This window comes from Microcoleus sp. Pol12A5 (genome assembly GCF_036701435.1).
In the GTDB taxonomy this organism is placed as follows: Bacteria; Cyanobacteriota; Cyanobacteriia; order Cyanobacteriales; family Microcoleaceae; genus Microcoleus.
In genome coordinates this window covers 1-16489 of sequence record NZ_JAUBQU010000126.1, presented here as the reverse complement: position 1 = coordinate 16489, position 16489 = coordinate 1, and the positions used below count along the sequence as shown (strand labels likewise).

Sequence of the window (16489 nt, the reverse complement as noted above, 5' to 3'; positions counted from 1 at the left end):
CCAAGACAAAACCTTCAAAAAAACCTCTTCCAAACCTCTGCGATCGTACCCTTCTCCAAAAAATATCAGCGCCATTGGACTTAAGATCGCTCATTTGAGTCATTGTCAAGTACAATTTATACCAAATTAGATGAGCTTACCCTGCGGTTCCATCAAAGACGCAACTCACATTAGCACATTATCAAAAATTTGAGCGACAGCAGCAAGAATAGACATTACTGAGCTGAGTGTAGATGGTGGAAAAATAAGATTGATAACAGCAAAAGGAGAAAAATCCGAGTGGAAAGACTATAAAGCAATTGTATCAGAAGTAGGGATAGTAGCTAGTTTTGAACAAAATGAAACGCTCATTGATTGAGCAAACGAACAACCTTTAGCAAAACCTGTAACTTGTTTGGGAGATGGGCATGATGGAGTAGGGAATATATTCAAGGAAATCAGCAATAAACAAGACAGAAGAGAAATTTTATATGGGTATCATTTGAATGAAAATCTACAGAAAGTAGGGGGTTCAATGAGAAGACTAAAACAAGCCGAAAAATATTTGGGGCAAGGAGATATAGAAAGTGCAAAACCGTTATTGACAGAATTAAAGAAAGAAACAGCAGTGAATTTTTGCAGATTTTGAGAAAAGCATCAAGGAAGGATTGTCAATTATGAAGCACTTCAGAAAGATCAGGTCTGCTCAATTGGCTCTGGGGCAGTAGAATCAGGAATTAAGCAAATATCGAGACGGGTTAAAATATCTGGAGCAAGTTGGAAAAAAGAAAATGTGGGGCAAGTTTTGGCTCATCGATGTGCTTACTTAAATGGGTTAATTGGCAAGTCTGGAAAAGCTGCCTAGGTATTTGTATTTATTGCAAAAGTGACACGATCCCAGTTGTCACCCCCACCGGGTAGTTGATTTTTACTTTTGCTCTGTTTTACAATAAATCATTTCTCAGGGATTTGTGGCTCCTCCTGTTAACTCGCCCGATCGGGGGAGGGGAGAAATTGAACTTATTTAAAAGTCCCCTATCTCAACTATAACCTGACCTGTTTTTTTTTGCAAGTTTGAGGTGAGGAGAGTTTTGGTAGTAGGGACGGGAGCAGGTTTTTGAGGGGAGAAGTATCGCAGTTTTAACCGACCGTAACAGTAGTTACCATCACTTTTTTACCTGATTTTAGCTGGGATTTATCCAAACATTAAACTAACATTAAACTAGATTTCGGATTGGTAGAAGGTAAATATGCTTGACAACCTGGATTTAAACATTTCCCTAGATAAAGAAACCTACGATGCCAAGATAGAAATTTTAATGCAACAGTTGCGATCGCTCCAACTGGCCTGCAGAGAAAAAAAATTGCCCGCAATTATCGTCCTCGAAGGTTGGGCCGCCGCCGGCAAAGGCGCTTTAGTCAAACAAATTGTGGGGTATATGGACCCGCGGGGGTTTGCCGTCCACCCAATTTGGCCGCCGTCAGATGTAGAAATGGGCTATCCTTTCCTGTGGCGGTTTTGGCAGAAACTCCCCGCCCGTGGCAAAATTGGTTTTTTCTACCACAGTTGGTACACTCACATTTTAGAAGACCGATTGTTCGATCGAGTCTCCGACGCCCAAGTACCCACAGTCATCAGGCAAATCAACGCCTTCGAGCGGCAGATGGTAGATGACGGCGCGGCAATCGCCAAATTTTGGATTCACCTGAGCAAAAAAGAACTCAAGCACCGGCTCAAAAAACTAGAAGACGACACCTTACAAGCTTGGCGAGTGCGACCCGAAGATTGGAAACAAGCCAAAAAATACGAAGAATACACAACTTTGGCCGAAGAAATGGTAGCCCAAACCGGCACGGGTTCCGCACCTTGGACGCTAGTAGAAGGCAATTGTCAACGCTGGGCGAGAGTCAAAGTTTTAACGCAAATGGCAGCGACAATTACAGAAGCCCTAGACAGACTGCCGATGCAATCTGCACCCGTGAAATTGCCACATCAAGAAAGGTTGCAACCCACCGAACCCGACTTGCTGGCCCAAGTAGATTTAACTCAATCGCTGTCGCCCGACGAATACAAAGAGCAACTTCGCGAGGAACAAACCCGTTTTGGCAAACTGCAACAAAGCATCTACGAAGATGAAATTCCCGTGTTAGTGCTGTTTGAAGGTTGGGACGCCGCAGGTAAAGGAGGAGCAATCAAACGCTTGACCGACGTATTAGACCCCCGCAGTTACACTGTTAATGCCTTTGCGGCCCCGATAGACGAAGAAAAAGCGCACCACTACCTGTGGCGGTTCTGGCAGCGGCTGCCAACTGCCGGTAAAATCAGCATTTGCGATCGTAGTTGGTATGGTAGAGTGCTGGTCGAGCGAGTCGAAGGATTTGCCACTGAACCCGAATGGCGGCGAGCTTATCAGGAAATCAACGAATTTGAGGAGCAACTCACCAGTTTCGGTTGTGTCTTAGTTAAATTCTGGCTGCACATCAGTCCTGACGAACAGCTAAAGCGGTTTACAGAGCGGCAAAACAATCCATTTAAACAATACAAACTCACCGAGGAAGATTGGCGGAATCGGGAAAAGTGGAATTATTATGAAGTAGCGGTGAATCAAATGATTCAGCGCACCAGCACGCCGCTAGCTCCCTGGACGCTAATTGCGGCCAATAACAAGTATTATGCTCGTGTTAAAGTAATTCAAACGGTAACGCAGGCAATTCGGAATCAACTGAAGCGCCGATAAATTGGGATTGGTGAATCGGTAACAGGTAATGGGGAAAAAAGTAGGCAGAACAAAGCAGGCTTGAATTGTCAATTCCACCTGCGGCGTGCTCGATCCATTACCAATTACCAATCAACTATTACCAGTTATCAATTACCAATTAACTGTCAGCAATCTGTGACTGGAAGTAGCGGGTTTCACCCTGCAACCAATGGTTGATAGCTGACCGGAATCGAGCATTAGGATAAATGCGATCGGGCTGCGTTATTGGCGACCGTTAAAAACTCACCAATTCCCGTATTTCCTCCCGCAGTTAAATTCGCGCTCGTTTCCAAAACTTCTGTACTAATTTATGAAGACACAGAATATTGCAAGATGCCAGAACTGTTAGCTCGCATTCTATTTCTATTCCTCCTGTTCTCACTGATCAAATCGTGGTGGGATCAATCAGGGGGCAAAGACAATCCTTTATTAGATCGGCTGCGCGTTTTGCTGCTGATCAGCCTTTTGATTCTAGCTTTTTTTGCACCAGACACCCCGGTCGGAGCAGCGATTTTCGGGCTCATAGCCTTCTTCTTTAAGCCGCTGGGTTTTTCAATCACGCTGCTGGTGATTGCATCCGCGCTGATCACGAACGGGGGCATCCGCAACCCGGCGCCGAGAATGATCCTGGCAGCGCTGCTAGTTTTGATCCTTTCGAGTATGCCAGTTGTCGCTTACTGGTTCGCGGAGCAAGCAGAACGGGATGCCGCTGCGGCCGTGCGGACAGTTTGCTGCGACGAAACCGCAGCGGCGATCGTGCTGCTGGGCAAGGGAACCACTCAGCCTCACATCCCCAACCGAGTGGCGATTCAACTAACAGATACTGGCAATCGCCTGCCCTATGCTGCCGTTTTGTACAGAAAACAACTAGCACCCATGGTCATCGTTACCGCTGGCCCCAGACCAGAGTTGGAGGGTTATGTTGGCGAAGCTAAGGATATCGAGACTTTGCTGGCAAACAACATGGGCGTGCCGCGCAGCAGTATCGTTCTTGACGATAACGGCAGCAACATACGCACCAGCGCTGAAGAGGTGAGAAAGATACTCGACAGCCGTGGCGCTGCGCGTAAAGTAATCTTGGTAACATCTGCTATTCAGATGCGCCGTGCCAGCCTCGCTTTTGCGAATATGGGAATTCAGGTGATTCCTAGGGCTACCGACTTCTACACTTTTCAACCCACATCAGGAGGGAGATCCAGTAGACTCCGCTTAGACGCGGGAGATTTTTTGCCTAGTGCAGAAGCTTTGGTAACTACGACGCGAGTATTCGATGAATATTTCGGGTCTTTCTATTACTATTTGCGCGGCTGGCAGGCTCCCAGGGCCTAAAGTGGCAAGTTGCTGGTGTTTTTCTTAGGCAACAGCGACTGCTCCCCAGATTGGTTTAACATCTGATGAGAAGAAGACCTTTGTGGGGAGCTGTATTTTTTTCTCATTCCGGCGGGGTCGCCGACAATCAAGTTTGCCATGAATGCAAACAATACCCAAAAGATAATTGGCTCCCACTGGGATTTTGTGGGCTTTGCTTCAGGGGTTTTGACAGATTCAACGTTGACTTTGATATCTAGTTTACCTTCTATTTCTTTGCCTTTGAGAACCCCGTCGTTGCACACACCCTTAAAAATCATGGGAGCGGGTTTTGGTGCTTCTGCTTTCGCTTCTGTCATTTTTTTATCTTGGTTTTGGTAGATCCGGTTGGATAGTACATTCTTAAAGGTTCGGGGGTTTTCCGGACAGGATTTGGCGAACTCTGAAAGAATTAAGTTGAATATGTACCCCGCCCCTTACTGGGGCTTAGACATCAGAATCTGAAGGCATTTCAAGCTAGTGCTTGTTTGTTTTGTGTAGCAGCATTGCCTTGAAGCTGCTAATTATCTATCTGGATGAAGGAGAGGTTTTTATGCAAAGTACAGGTTTTTTATGAAAAATTTATTTTCTCCCGGCGCGCCGAAACGTCAATAGCTTGATGTTCGAGCTTGGTTTCTGTCGCCCAAGCAACCCGGTTTCTGGTCACAGAGAGCTGAAGTGACGCAATTCGGTTAATAAACCGGGTTTCTGGCTCAACATCGCGCCAGGAATGCCAATCTAAAATTTTAAATAATCTAAATAATCGATAGTGCAAATATCCACCAGCAAACTATCTTGCCTGCAACCCGAACAACTGGCAGCTTGGGCAAAAGAGGCAAAAAATCGCAGTAAATCCGGGCAAATTCCCGCGTACATACCTCTCCTTGCACAAGCAAATAGACAAGGCTTTGCCGTGCAAATTCGGGAAATTGACGGTAAAATTTTGAGCTGGGGTAGTATTTCTCAAACATTCCCGCTGATGAGTGTAGTCAAGCCCTTAGTGCTGCTTTATTTGCTGTGCCAATTGGGAGAAAAAACGGTTTTTGACTGGGTGGGCTGCGAGCCTTCGGAACTGCCTTTCAATTCCTTAACTCAACTCGAAATAGACCAAGGGAAGCCGAGAAATCCGATGATTAATAGCGGGGCGATCGCCCTAGCGTCTTTGATTCCCGGTCAAAATGCTGTGGCGCGATGTCAAAACTTGCGAAATTGGCTGAACCAACAGGCAAACAGTCAGTTATTTGTTGACGAGTTAATGCTCGATTCAGTGAATGCAATGCCGAATCAAAAAAATTGGGATCTCGCTTTAGCAATGGTAGAATCGGGTTATCTTCAAAACTCGGGAATTGCTTTAGAAACCTACAATCGCGTCTGCTGTTTGTCGGGAACTGTGGAGGATTTAGCTAAGCTGGGAATGGTTTTGGTAAATAGTGGCGATCGAGCAATGGGGGAAAACAGCCGTATTGTCAAAGCACTGATGGCAACTTGCGGTTTGTATGAAGCATCCGCCCGCTTTGCGCTGCGGGTGGGACTGCCGGCTAAGTCGGGAGTTAGCGGGGCAATGCTTTCGGTAATTCCGGGTCAAGGTGCGATCGGCTTTTACAGTCCGCCCTTGGATAAAGACGGAAATTCTATCGGTGGCTTATTTCTGTTAGAAAAAATAGCTAAAACTCTGCGACTGAGCGTATTTGATTAGATTAAGAATTACGCACGGTTGGTCAGGGTTTCAACTTCGATCGACCACCGGGATTTGTTGCGAGAATATTTCGTGAATGCTGGCATAAACTGCCAAAAACCCAGTTTCTTTGGTTTTGATACGTAAGTCCTGAACCAATGCCCCATGCCCAATAACTAATGCTTTTCACCCAAAATAGCATAAACCACAGTCTCTTCTTTTTTGCCGCGCAATTGAATCGAGCCTACTTTTTGGCCTTCGTAGCGATCGCGCACGTAAGCAAAAGTCCTCGCCGTCACCAATAAATTAAAAGGACTGTCAGAAACAATTTCCTTATTCATCGCCTCCAATCTAGCAGCAACATTGACAGCATCGCCGATCACAGAATAATTCAAACGCCGGGAACCGCCGACGCTGCCCGCAACTAACTGTCCGGTATGCAAACCAATACCAAACTTAATTAAAGGTTTGCGTTCACTTCTAAGCTGCTGGTTAAGTTGGTGCAGGCGTTCGTGCATCGCAATACAAGCCGCAACTGCATTCAAAGCATCTTGTTGAATTTGTCGATATTCGGTATGGCAAAAAGGTACCCCAAAAACTGCCATAATTGCATCACCGATGTATTTATCTACAACACCGCCGTGATCCATAATACAGTTAGTCATCGCTTCCAAATAATTGTTCAACCAGGTGAGTAAATCTCGCGGTCGCATTTTTTCTGAAATCGAAGTAAAACTACGAATATCCATAAACAGCACCGTTGCTGTAAGTTCTTGAGGTTCAAGTTCTCCCTGTTCAAATATCTCAGCTTTGCGTTCCCAAATAAGCTGAGCTGTCTCCGGAGCGACGTGCTTTTCAAATAACCTCATCAACTGCTGTTTTTCGTACTGTTCCCGCAGTTGCAAAGCAGTGCCAGCTAAAATGAGAGTGCCGATAGGTGCAGCAATCGGAACCCACCAAAAAAAGAAGCCAAATAGCAAAGCAGCAGCCGCAATCCAAACAACAGGCAAACCGAGAGCGATCGCAATTCTTTCTTGAACACCTCGCTTGTACAGAACCAAAGCGGTAAGAGGGCCAATACCCAATAATAACAAAATTTCTAGCAGTACCGGCAGCCGCTGCAGCAAGCGTTGATTGAGCAAATTGTCAACCAATGCTGCATATAAATAAACCCCAGCCGTAGTCTTGTTGAGAGGTGAAGATATGGGGTCTAAACCCGTAGCAACTATGCCAACTAAAACTAACTTATTGGTCAGAGCGTCTGCAGGAATTCTACGTTCTACCACATCAACAAAAGCATAGGTAGATAGATTTTCTGTTTTCCCCGGCCAGTTAATCCAAACTTTTTTTTCCTGCTTATTTTTTGACTGTGGAAGCAATACTGGATCTTCGGGGTTAACAGCATTGTACCTGTGAGTCATGGCTAAACCGAAATTAGGAATGCCGTTGAGAAAAATTTTTGACTCGCGGCTAATACCGTCGCTATCGGCTTCTTGGCTGATGTGGCCGACACCTGCGGCGGCTGCTTTTAAAGATGCTACGGGTTCTTCTTTGATGGTTCTAGGGAGTACAACTTTGCCGTTGGCGGCAATTGCCGCGGCTAAAATATCATCTTTAGGGCTTGGATCGAGGAAAAGAATGTCAAAACCAACGGCTGTGGGGGGAGATTTTTTGAGCGCTTCTAGCAGTTGGGCGTAGCGGTTGCGAGGCCAAGGAAATTGACCATATTCCTGCAAGGAATGCCGTTCGATCGCAATTACTACAATTCTCTGATCCCATCCCGGATTTGGAAAAAATCCCGATTCTCGAATTTGAAATAGTGTTTTGTATCCCAAATATTCAAGGGGTTTCCACATTCCAAATTGCAGCATGGCGACAGACATTATACCTACTACTGCTCCTGTCATCCAGGGAGGGTTTGTGGCTATATAGTGCCGCAGGCCGAGCAGTTGATTTTGTTTGAGATGATCCATCCATTTTTTGAACTTCATGCAATTAATTTTACGCAATCATTGACATTAGACTCCGATTTTCGATAAGAGTTATATCCATCCTCAATGAGTCGTAAATTTTTTACCCCATCTCAACCCTCCCCCGATCGAGGGGAGGGAGTAAGAAATTCACAAATGATGCGAGGATTACTATATATCAATTCCGGTTGCACTCCTAGGGATTGTTAATTTTTGACAGTTTACTCTTGACTCGGTATCTGAAAACTGAATGGTTGAGTCTTAACTGTTGACTCAATTTGATTATTTAGATGGAACCGGAACCCCTAGTATAGTCATGAAGTTTTACAATACCGTAATGGCGAAAGGTTAACGCCAAGTTTCTTTATTTTGACAAATCTGTTGGGCATCTAAATTATATTTGTAGGCGGGCGGGACACCTCACAATAATTGCATTAAACTTGACTTTAATATTTAGACGCGACTTGGCTGACGAAGTTTCATCGCGAAATGCTTCGCCCCTCTATGAAATAATCAACTCAAATAAGACTTACGATCTAACTTACTTCCTCAGAGACTGCCCGCGCACTTTACTCGCGACGATAAGTTTTTTATGGAACTGCGAGGCTATAATGCCGTTCTGTGATTGACGGGCCTCGGACTACGATTTTGAGACGGCGGCTTGGAGGTAAAATTCCTTGGATTTTGAAGTTGCCATTTCGATCGATCTTAATCGCTTCGTTGTTGACATAAATTATGTCGATCGGGTTAATTTGACCGCTGAGGTGATAGATATTGCCACTGAGTCTCCACAACCTGCGGACTTTGAGTTTAGCTAGGCGAGGGCTGGCTGAGGGCGCCACGGGCGAGGTTTGAGGGAAAATTGTGGTGGCGTTGCCACTGTTGACAACTACTTCCGAATCGATGTTGCCGGATACTACGACTGCACCTTCAATAGTTTCGACGGCGGTTTTGCCGCCACCAACGCTGACGCCAAATGATGTGCCGCGAACTCCGGCAACGCCTTCTGGGGTTTCAACCCTGACTGGGGCGGTTTTGGCAGAACTTTTTTGTTGGGCAATTTGACTGGATTTGCCGAGTCCGCTGAAGGTATTGAGGGCGACTATTTGGTTTGGGGGGATAATTGTTGAGGTGTTGGCTGCGGGAGTTGTCGCAGCAGTTTTGCCGATCGACAACCTGACTCGCCCCCTGCTGACAAAAATCACTGTGTCTTTTTTGCCACCTGCACTGCTTGACAAATTCGATATTCTGACTGCGGTTTTTTCGGCCACTTCCACGATGCCGGTGTGGTTGTCGATGCCTAAACGGGCTGTGGAATCGGGGCCGGTGATGATTTCGTCTCCAGGGGCGAGTAGCCGATCGCCCACAACCGCCGGCCGCCCTTTAAAGGTGACTGTACCGCGAATTTCTTCTATTTCAAGCGATCGTCCGGCCGCTGTTCCCTGGGCGTTTATCGTCTCTGCTGGGGATGAATTAGCCGCCACTGTTGCCGGATTTGTTGGAGATTTTGAGGCTGTTGGCAGTGCTGGCGGTCGATCGACGGAGATAATTTTAGTAGGGTTCGACGGCTGTTTGGGGGATGGATAGAGCGGACTGGCGATCGTCCCACGACCAAGCGCCAGACAGGCGAACACAGCTAACGACAAACTTAGGAGCGGAATTTGGGTCGAGCGGCCACAGGTAAAAATTTTATTCATAATTTCAATTTTGTCATATTGAAGTTTCTAGACTTCCTTTCCTGTATCAGACACCCTAAATCCGGCAATAGTTAGACTTTTTATGCCGTAACACAGCAGCAAAAATAAACTTTCTCAGCCTGAAATTTTAGCATTAAATCTTTTTTTTATTGTCAGATTGTAGTAAACTGTTACAACAAGACTGTTTACTACAATCTGACCTTCGGAAAATTTTGCAATCCAGACTCCAAGTGCTTTACAGCATTGATGTTAGCCAATATCAACGTTAGAAATAGAAGATTTATATATAGCAAACCTAAAATTAATTACTGCTTCTGAATGCCTTTTGGCTTCTGCCGGAAGGATGACTAATTGGAAATAAATCCTGTAGTTGTGGCAATTAATAAAAAGATTGTTTTTGCGAAGGGATAAAAAATAATTATCTCCGTGGTGCGCGAGGCTCTGGAAGTTGAGCTTGCCGCTGTGGAAGCTGATGAGGCAAACCCAGGCGAATCCGGGTAGACGATTGACCAACCGCGACTAGAATACCGTTTTTTAGGGAAAGTTGGTCGAAATTTCGATGGAAAATCATAGTGAGCGATCGCTTGCGGGTGTTGCTGTTCCGAAGTAGACGCCAAACTGTAAAATAAACGGTTGTATATAGGTTATATAGAGCAGGAGAACAATTTCAGTGGCAATAGAAGTAGGTCAGAGAGTGAAGGTGCGCCGTCTCAGAGATCGGATACCTGCCAATATAGTGGGCAAGATAAAGGAGAATCCAGTAGGCACTGTTGACGGATTCAAAATGGTTGACGGTAGCGGAGTAGGCGTGGTTGTCAAGTTTGATGGTTTTGCGACTTGGTTCTTTGAAGATGAGCTAGAACCCGTTTAAAAGATGTAGAAGGAAGAAGGAAGTTCGGCAACGGATTCGCTCGACGGATGTAACGGATGTAACGGATGTAACGGATGTAACGGATGTCAGTCCGATGGAAGAAGGAAGAGGAAAAATTTTCCCAATTCTTTCCCTCTCCCACTCTCCCACTCACCGACTCTCCTCTTCCTCCATTCTCCCTCTTCCCCCACTCTGGCTGAAGGTTGCGCTTAAATGTTAAAGAGTAAGCTTTGGCAGTGAGAACAGAAAATGGCTTTGATTTTGACATTTTTGGGCAAAGGCGGCACTGGCCGCAGTACGATCGCGATCGCAACAGCTAAAAAATATGCGGCTCAAGGCAAGCGAGTTCTGCTGCTCGGCCAAGATCCGGGACCGGGATTGGGAATCCTGCTGGCAACTCCTCTGACTTCCACTCCCCAAGAAATAGCCCCGAATTTGAAAGCAGTTCAGGTGCAAAGCGCGCCGCTGCTAGAACGCAGGTGGGACGAAGTTAAACAACTAGAAGCTCAATATGTCCGTACTCCTTTTTTCAAGCAGATTTACGGTCAAGAATTAGGAGTTTTACCGGGAATGGACAGCGCGCTGGCGTTGAACGAACTTCGGGAATACGAGGACAGCAAACAATACGATGTAATTGTTTATGACGGCACCGGCGGCATGGATACGCTGCGGATGCTGGGAATGCCGGAAATTTTGAGTTGGTATATCCGCAGGTTCCGCCAAGCTTTGGTAGATTCGGATTTGGGTAAAGCTTTGTCGCCTTTTATTCAGCCGGTTTTCAGTACCGTGTTGACGGTGGATTTGTCTGGGGATAATCCTTTTCAATCGACTAAGCAAGTCGATAATCTTTTGGATAAGGGTAAGGAAGCGCTGGCCGATCCGAACCGCACTGCGGCTTTTTTGGTGACGACTGGGGATGCAAGCGCGATCGCAACTGCCCGCTATCTGTGGGGAAGTTCTCAACAAATTGGCTTGACTGTGGGCGGTGTCATTGTCAATCAAGCATCGGTTACAGAAGCTATTACTGCCGATTTTGAGCCTTTGACGGCTGTTTCGGTTCCGTCGCACAGTGACAATAACTGGCAGCCGCTAATTGATGCTTTGCCAGATTTTTCTGAGGCGGCAAAAGCTCCTAAACCGATTAACATAAATATTGCACAGCGTCAAGTTAGTTTGTTTTTGCCTGGGTTTGACAAGAAAGAAATTAAATTGATTCAATCCGGGCCGGAAGTAACGATCGAAGCGGGCGATCAGCGGCGCAATATTTTGCTGCCTCCGGCGCTAACTGGGAAGTCTGTTACTGGTGCTAAGTTCCTGAACGGTTACTTGATTATTTCTTTTTAGGGTAAGGAAGAAGGCACGACACGGATTTTGACACGGATACACTGATGAATTCCCTGGTTCCCAGGCAGAGCCAGGGAACCGATGTCTAGAGGCTCTGCCTCGATTGCGGAGGAAAATTGGAGGCAGAGCCTCCGGATCTGCGTTACCAGGCAGAGCCTGGTAACAAGTGGAACTGAATAATCCGACAAATGGAAATCGATCGCAATAAACTTTAATGGCAACTCGTGCAAAAACCCGGTTTCTTGAAGAAACCGGGTTTCTTAAGACAATTACCTAGCTTTTACCGTTACCGTTTCCATTGCCGCCGGTTGTTAGCAAAACCCGCTTAGCTAAAGGTTCCGGCACTTCTTGCAATCGATCGAACTCCCAATTAAAAAATCCTACTCCCATTGTCTGCGATCGCAATTCTACGATCAAATTCTGCATTTCTGCGATCGGCAAATAAGCAGAAACTGCATCCCATCCCTTCCAGTCTTTTTTACCTTCGTAGCCGAGAATTTGGCCGCGGTGTCCGCTGACCAACTGCAACACCTTTGATGTACACTCGTTCGGAGCGCAAATTTCAACTTTGGCGATCGGCTCCAGCAGTGCCGGTTCGCACTTGGCCATTCCCTCCTGCATCGCCAAACGCGCTGCTTGCTTGAAAGCTTGTTCGGAACTGTCAACGGTATGATAGGAACCGTTCGTCAGCGTCACCGCTACGTCTACCACCGGGAAACCCAGCGGGCCGCGATCCAAATACTCGCGCACTCCCACTTCTACGCCGGGAATGTACTGTTTTGGGACGACGCCGCCGACTATTTTGTCGTTAAAGGTGAAACCTTCTCCGCGAGGCTGCGGTGTAATATCGAGGTACACGTCGCCAAACTGTCCGTGTCCGCCGCTTTGGTGTTTGTAGCGCCCGTGGATGGAAGATGCTGGTTTGCGGATGGTTTCTTTGTACGGCACTTGCGGTAAGTGAGTTACCATCGGCAAGTTATACTTGCGGCGCAACCTGTCTAAGGCTACTTTCAGGTGGATTTCGCCTTGACCCCAAAGTATAATTTCGTGAGTGTCGCCGTGCTGTTCCCAGACTAAAGATGGGTCTTCTTCTAGCAATTTAGCTAAAGCGGAACTCAGCTTAACTTCATCGTTGCGCTTTTCTGGGACGATCGCCAGTGCGTAGACAGGCGGGACGATTTCGGCTTTTGGCAATTCTTCCGATCGGTCTAGCGCCAGCGTATCGCCTGTTTTTACGCCTTCTAGCCTTCCCACAGCCACAATTTCCCCCGCGCTGACAGACTGCAAACTTTGCGTTTGCTGGCCGGTCAAGCGGTACAAACCGTTAACTCGAACGCCGTTCAAAATTGCTCCGTCTGCCAGCGTCCCCCGCCACATTCTCACTAACGATAGTTTACCTCCCTGCGGCGTGTAATAGGTTTTCAGGATTTGAGCCAGAACTTTGTTTTCACTTAGTATAATGCCTCGGCGATCGGCTGTAGTTTCCGGTGTCGGCGCTTCCCTCAGCAAAGCTTCCAGCAGAGGTCGCACGCCGAAATCTTGTTCTGCCATGCCGATGAATACTGGCACAATTAAATCTGCGCCTAATTCCATCTTTAAATCGCGGGTAATTTCTTCAGCGTCGGGATTGATTTCTTCGAGCAATTCTTCGAGTAAATGGTCGTCAAAATTCGCCAATTCTTCGAGCATTTGCTGCCGCGCTGCGCTTTCTTGTGCTTTGAGGTGTTCTGGAAGCGGGACGGGATCTGCGGCGGCGCCCGGATGGTAGTGGTAAGCTTGTTCGGTTACTAAGTCGATAAAACCGATGATTTGTTCGTTTTTGCCGATCGGATATTGGTGAGGTACGATCGGTCTAGTGGAAACGGATTTGAGCGCGTCGATCACGTCGGTGAAGTTGCTGCCGCAAGTGGTTTCGTCCGTGCAAGCCCGATCGATCTTGTTGATGAAAACTAGGTGGGGAATTTCCCAATCGTCGAGGAATTTAAACAGGGGTGCGAGGGTTAAAGTGCGATCGGCAACGGGTTCGCAAACAATTATCGCCGCATCCACACCAATCAGCGCATTGTAAGTTTCTTGGACAAATTCTACCGAGCCCGGACAGTCGAGAAATGTGAAGCGGACGCCTTCATATTCAGCGGTGGCGGCGTTTACTTCTACGCTCATTTGGCGATCGCGTGCTTCCGGCGAACTATCACCTATTGTGTTGCCATCTTTGACATTTCCTTTGCGAGTAATTGCCCCTGTCACCGATAGCAAACTTTCCAGCAGTGCGGTTTTACCGCTTAAATAAGGGCCAACAATTGCAACGTTCCGCGTGGCCCCAAGGACTTTTTCGTTCATATTGCCTCCAACAGAAAACTTGTTTTCCATTGCTCTTGGTGCAATCTGTTCTATACCATTTTCTAGACTTTTTCTAGGTTAATTTTTATTGCAGTTTCGAGCAATTTCAGATTTTGGTATGATTCTATACTTTTGACGCTAGCGTATTTTGAGTGACGCCAACACAAATTGTAGTTTTTCTTAATATTTTGAATTTTTACGCGCAGATTAATGCAGATTAACGCGGATAAGACTCTCGTTCCCAGGCTCTGCCTGAGAACGTATTTCTAGAGGCTCGGCCTCGATTTTAGCGGTTTTTAGTGTCTAATTTCTCAGCAGTCGCAAACCGCTTAAGGTTACTATTACTGTAGAGCTTTCGTGACCGATGACGCCGAAAGGCATGGTGATATTTCCGAAAAAATTAGCAGCCAATAACAGCACAATGCAACTGAGTGCAAAAACAATGTTTTGTTTGACAACATTTTGAGCGCGGCGGCCCAAACTAATTGCTTTACCTAGTTGCTCTAATTTATCTGCCATTAATACGATATCAGCAGTTTCTAAAGCAACATCGCTGCCGGAAATTCCCATCGCAATGCCGACGGAAGCTTGAGCGAGGGCGGGGGCGTCGTTGATGCCGTCTCCTACCATTGCTACAGTTTGATACTGGGTTTGCAGTTGTTTAATTGCCTGCACTTTGTCTTCTGGCAAAAGTTCGGCGTACACTTCATTGATGCCTAATTGACGGGCGATGTGTTGAGCTGTTTGCTCGTTGTCGCCGGTTAGCATAATTATATGTTCTACGCCTAATTTTTGCAAGCGTTTTACCGTTGCTGCTGCTTCGGGGCGCAGGGTATCTGCTACTGCAATGATTCCCAAAAGTTGCTCGCCCTTTGCCACCCAAACAACTGTTTTACCTTCGGCTTGCAACTGCTGGCTGATTTGAGTTAATTCGGAAGTTGCTTCGACAAAATTGGCTTTACCAATGGCAATGATTTGATTGTTGACTTGGCCGATAATTCCTTGACCGATTTTTGCTTGTACGTCGGTAGCGGTTGACAATTGTAACTGTTGTTGCTGGGCGGCGCTGACAATTGCGTGGGCGATCGCGTGTTCGGAATGAGCTTCTAGGGCTGCAGCCAATTGCAGAACTTCTGTTTCAGTATATCTGGCTGCTGGTACAATTTGGATAACTTCAGGTTTTCCTGTGGTGAGAGTTCCGGTTTTGTCAAAGGCGATCGCCCTGACTTTACCAATCATCTCTAATTGCGCGCCACTTTTAAACAAAATCCCCTGTCTCGCCCCATTAGCAATTCCCGAAAGCAGCGCCGGCATAATCGAAGCCATCAGCGCGCAGGGGGATGCGACTACTAGGAAAATCAGCGCCCGATAGATTGTCTCTTCCCAATTCCAGCCCAAAACAAAGGGCGGTAAAATTGCCAGCAGCAAGCCTAAACCGACAATTAATTTGGCATAACCGCGCTCAAATTTTTCCACAAACATTTGAGAAGGCGGCGCTGCTGTTTGCGCTTCTTGGACTAGCCGAATCACTCGCTGAATCAAGCTGCTTTCTGGAGTTTTATGAACTTCGAGTTTCAATGCGCCGGCACCGTTAATTGTACCTGCATAGACTTCATCGCCCCTGGTTTTTTCCACGGGCATCGACTCGCCGGTAATGGAGGCTTGATCGATCGCACTGTAGCCTTCAATAATTATCGCATCTGTGGGGATGATTTCTCCGGGCTTGACTAAAATGCGATCGCCAATTTCCAATTTGTCGATCGCAACGAACCGTTCCCCGCCGTACATTACCACCCTAGCAGTATCCGCAGTCAAACTCATCAAACTGCGGATGCTGCGTTCAGTCCGCTGCATAGCATAACCTTCAAGCGCGCCGCTAATTGCAAAGATTAAAATCAGCACCGCACCGTCAACAATTAAATGATATTCTTGCCGCCAGAGCCCCAAACCGGCCGCGCCCAAAGCAGCGACAATCATTAACAAATCTACATCTAATTCGCGTTCTTGAAAAAGCGTAGTTAAGCCTTCGCGGGTGCTGGAATAGCCACCGATAACATAAGCCGCGGGTAAGATTAACACGGCTACACCCAGCCAGCCGAATTGCAGGGCTAGCGAACCCAAGATTACTAGAATTCCGCACAGGGCGGCAGTCACAGCATCTGGATGTTCTTCGGCGAGGCGCCAGAGGCGAGAAATGGGGAGGGAATTGGGAGTCATGGGGGAAAATTTGATAGGGTAGATGACTCCTTTACCCTAAACCTTGACATTAGTGTCAATGTCAAGAATGAAACCAAAATAAATCCAGCATCAACTCGCCCCTCGTTGAGTCCCAGAGTCCGACAGGGAATGAATTCCCTGTCTCATAGCGCAAGTCCTCTGAAAGAGGACTCAAGAGAGTTGAGAATTGAATTTAATGTTTTAGTCGGTTGAAACTGAGATCTTGCACCATTCTCAATTAGCCATACGGCCAACCACTAACAGTGATGTCAAAACCCTGCTGACGAGCT

The 16489-nt window shown here is 46.8% G+C and carries 11 protein-coding genes and 1 pseudogene; 7 read left to right on the top strand and 5 right to left on the bottom strand.

Going from position 1 to position 16489, the window contains the following annotated elements; genetic code table 11:
* Window positions 1-394 precede the first annotated feature (394 nt).
* The 4 genes and pseudogenes from QUA45_RS23765 (at window position 395) to QUA45_RS23755 (ending at window position 4067) form a co-directional block, all read left to right on the top strand.
* Window positions 395-628 (top strand): hypothetical protein, encoded by a 234-nt coding sequence (locus QUA45_RS23765; RefSeq protein WP_333222281.1) that lies wholly within the window; start codon window positions 395-397, stop codon window positions 626-628.
* A pseudogene (locus QUA45_RS29275) lies at window positions 629-844 on the top strand (ISKra4 family transposase); the annotation flags it as partial.
* A 385-nt stretch (window positions 845-1229) separates the two neighbouring features.
* On the top strand, window positions 1230-2717 hold the full coding sequence (gene pap, locus QUA45_RS23760; protein ID WP_333222280.1) for a polyphosphate:AMP phosphotransferase: 1488 nt from the start codon (window positions 1230-1232) through the stop codon (window positions 2715-2717).
* Window positions 2718-3071: 354 nt separating this feature from the next.
* Window positions 3072-4067, top strand: coding sequence for a YdcF family protein (locus tag QUA45_RS23755; protein ID WP_333100737.1), 996 nt, complete (start codon window positions 3072-3074; stop codon window positions 4065-4067).
* Here the strand turns inward: QUA45_RS23755 and QUA45_RS23750 are convergent.
* Entirely contained in the window at window positions 4064-4405 is a 342-nt protein-coding gene (locus tag QUA45_RS23750; protein WP_333100738.1) for a hypothetical protein, read from the bottom strand. The genes QUA45_RS23755 and QUA45_RS23750 overlap by 4 nt on opposite strands.
* Before the next feature lie 449 nt (window positions 4406-4854).
* Between QUA45_RS23750 and glsA the strand changes: the two genes are divergently transcribed.
* Window positions 4855-5781 (top strand): glutaminase A, encoded by a 927-nt coding sequence (glsA, locus tag QUA45_RS23745; RefSeq protein ID WP_333222279.1) that lies wholly within the window; start codon window positions 4855-4857, stop codon window positions 5779-5781.
* A gap of 155 nt (window positions 5782-5936) precedes the next feature.
* On the opposite strand, the gene QUA45_RS23740 is transcribed toward glsA, so the two are convergent.
* Window positions 5937-7751, bottom strand: coding sequence for an adenylate/guanylate cyclase domain-containing protein (locus QUA45_RS23740; protein ID WP_333222278.1), 1815 nt, complete (start codon window positions 7749-7751; stop codon window positions 5937-5939).
* A 569-nt stretch (window positions 7752-8320) separates the two neighbouring features.
* Window positions 8321-9427, bottom strand: a complete 1107-nt coding sequence (locus QUA45_RS23735) for a FecR domain-containing protein (RefSeq protein WP_333222277.1) — start codon at window positions 9425-9427, stop codon at window positions 8321-8323.
* Between the two features lie 670 nt (window positions 9428-10097).
* Between QUA45_RS23735 and petP the strand changes: the two genes are divergently transcribed.
* Together petP and QUA45_RS23725 are read left to right on the top strand one after the other, a co-directional pair.
* The gene (gene petP / locus QUA45_RS23730) at window positions 10098-10298 is read left to right on the top strand and encodes a cytochrome b6f subunit PetP (RefSeq protein ID WP_333070922.1); all 201 of its coding nucleotides are present in this window, start codon (window positions 10098-10100) and stop codon (window positions 10296-10298) included.
* A gap of 249 nt (window positions 10299-10547) precedes the next feature.
* Complete coding sequence (locus tag QUA45_RS23725; protein ID WP_333100746.1) at window positions 10548-11642, top strand: Get3/ArsA fold putative tail anchor-mediating ATPase NosAFP; 1095 nt, start codon at window positions 10548-10550, stop codon at window positions 11640-11642.
* A 273-nt stretch (window positions 11643-11915) separates the two neighbouring features.
* Here the strand turns inward: QUA45_RS23725 and QUA45_RS23720 are convergent, their stop codons facing one another.
* Entirely contained in the window at window positions 11916-13982 is a 2067-nt protein-coding gene (locus QUA45_RS23720) for an elongation factor G (RefSeq protein ID WP_333222276.1), read from the bottom strand.
* A gap of 303 nt (window positions 13983-14285) precedes the next feature.
* On the bottom strand, window positions 14286-16199 hold the full coding sequence (locus tag QUA45_RS23715) for a heavy metal translocating P-type ATPase (protein WP_333222275.1): 1914 nt from the start codon (window positions 16197-16199) through the stop codon (window positions 14286-14288).
* Window positions 16200-16489 lie beyond the last annotated feature (290 nt).

Coding starts and splice junctions, on each gene's coding strand:
- QUA45_RS23750 (WP_333100738.1), bottom strand. CDS start 4,405: ATGACAGAAGCGAAAGCAGAAGCACCAAAACCCGCTCCCATGATTTTT.
- QUA45_RS23720 (WP_333222276.1), bottom strand. CDS start 13,982: ATGAACGAAAAAGTCCTTGGGGCCACGCGGAACGTTGCAATTGTTGGC.
- QUA45_RS23725 (WP_333100746.1), top strand. CDS start 10,548: ATGGCTTTGATTTTGACATTTTTGGGCAAAGGCGGCACTGGCCGCAGT.
- QUA45_RS23715 (WP_333222275.1), bottom strand. CDS start 16,199: ATGACTCCCAATTCCCTCCCCATTTCTCGCCTCTGGCGCCTCGCCGAA.
- QUA45_RS23740 (WP_333222278.1), bottom strand. CDS start 7,751: ATGAAGTTCAAAAAATGGATGGATCATCTCAAACAAAATCAACTGCTC.
- QUA45_RS23735 (WP_333222277.1), bottom strand. CDS start 9,427: ATGAATAAAATTTTTACCTGTGGCCGCTCGACCCAAATTCCGCTCCTA.
- pap (WP_333222280.1), top strand. CDS start 1,230: ATGCTTGACAACCTGGATTTAAACATTTCCCTAGATAAAGAAACCTAC.
- QUA45_RS23755 (WP_333100737.1), top strand. CDS start 3,072: ATGCCAGAACTGTTAGCTCGCATTCTATTTCTATTCCTCCTGTTCTCA.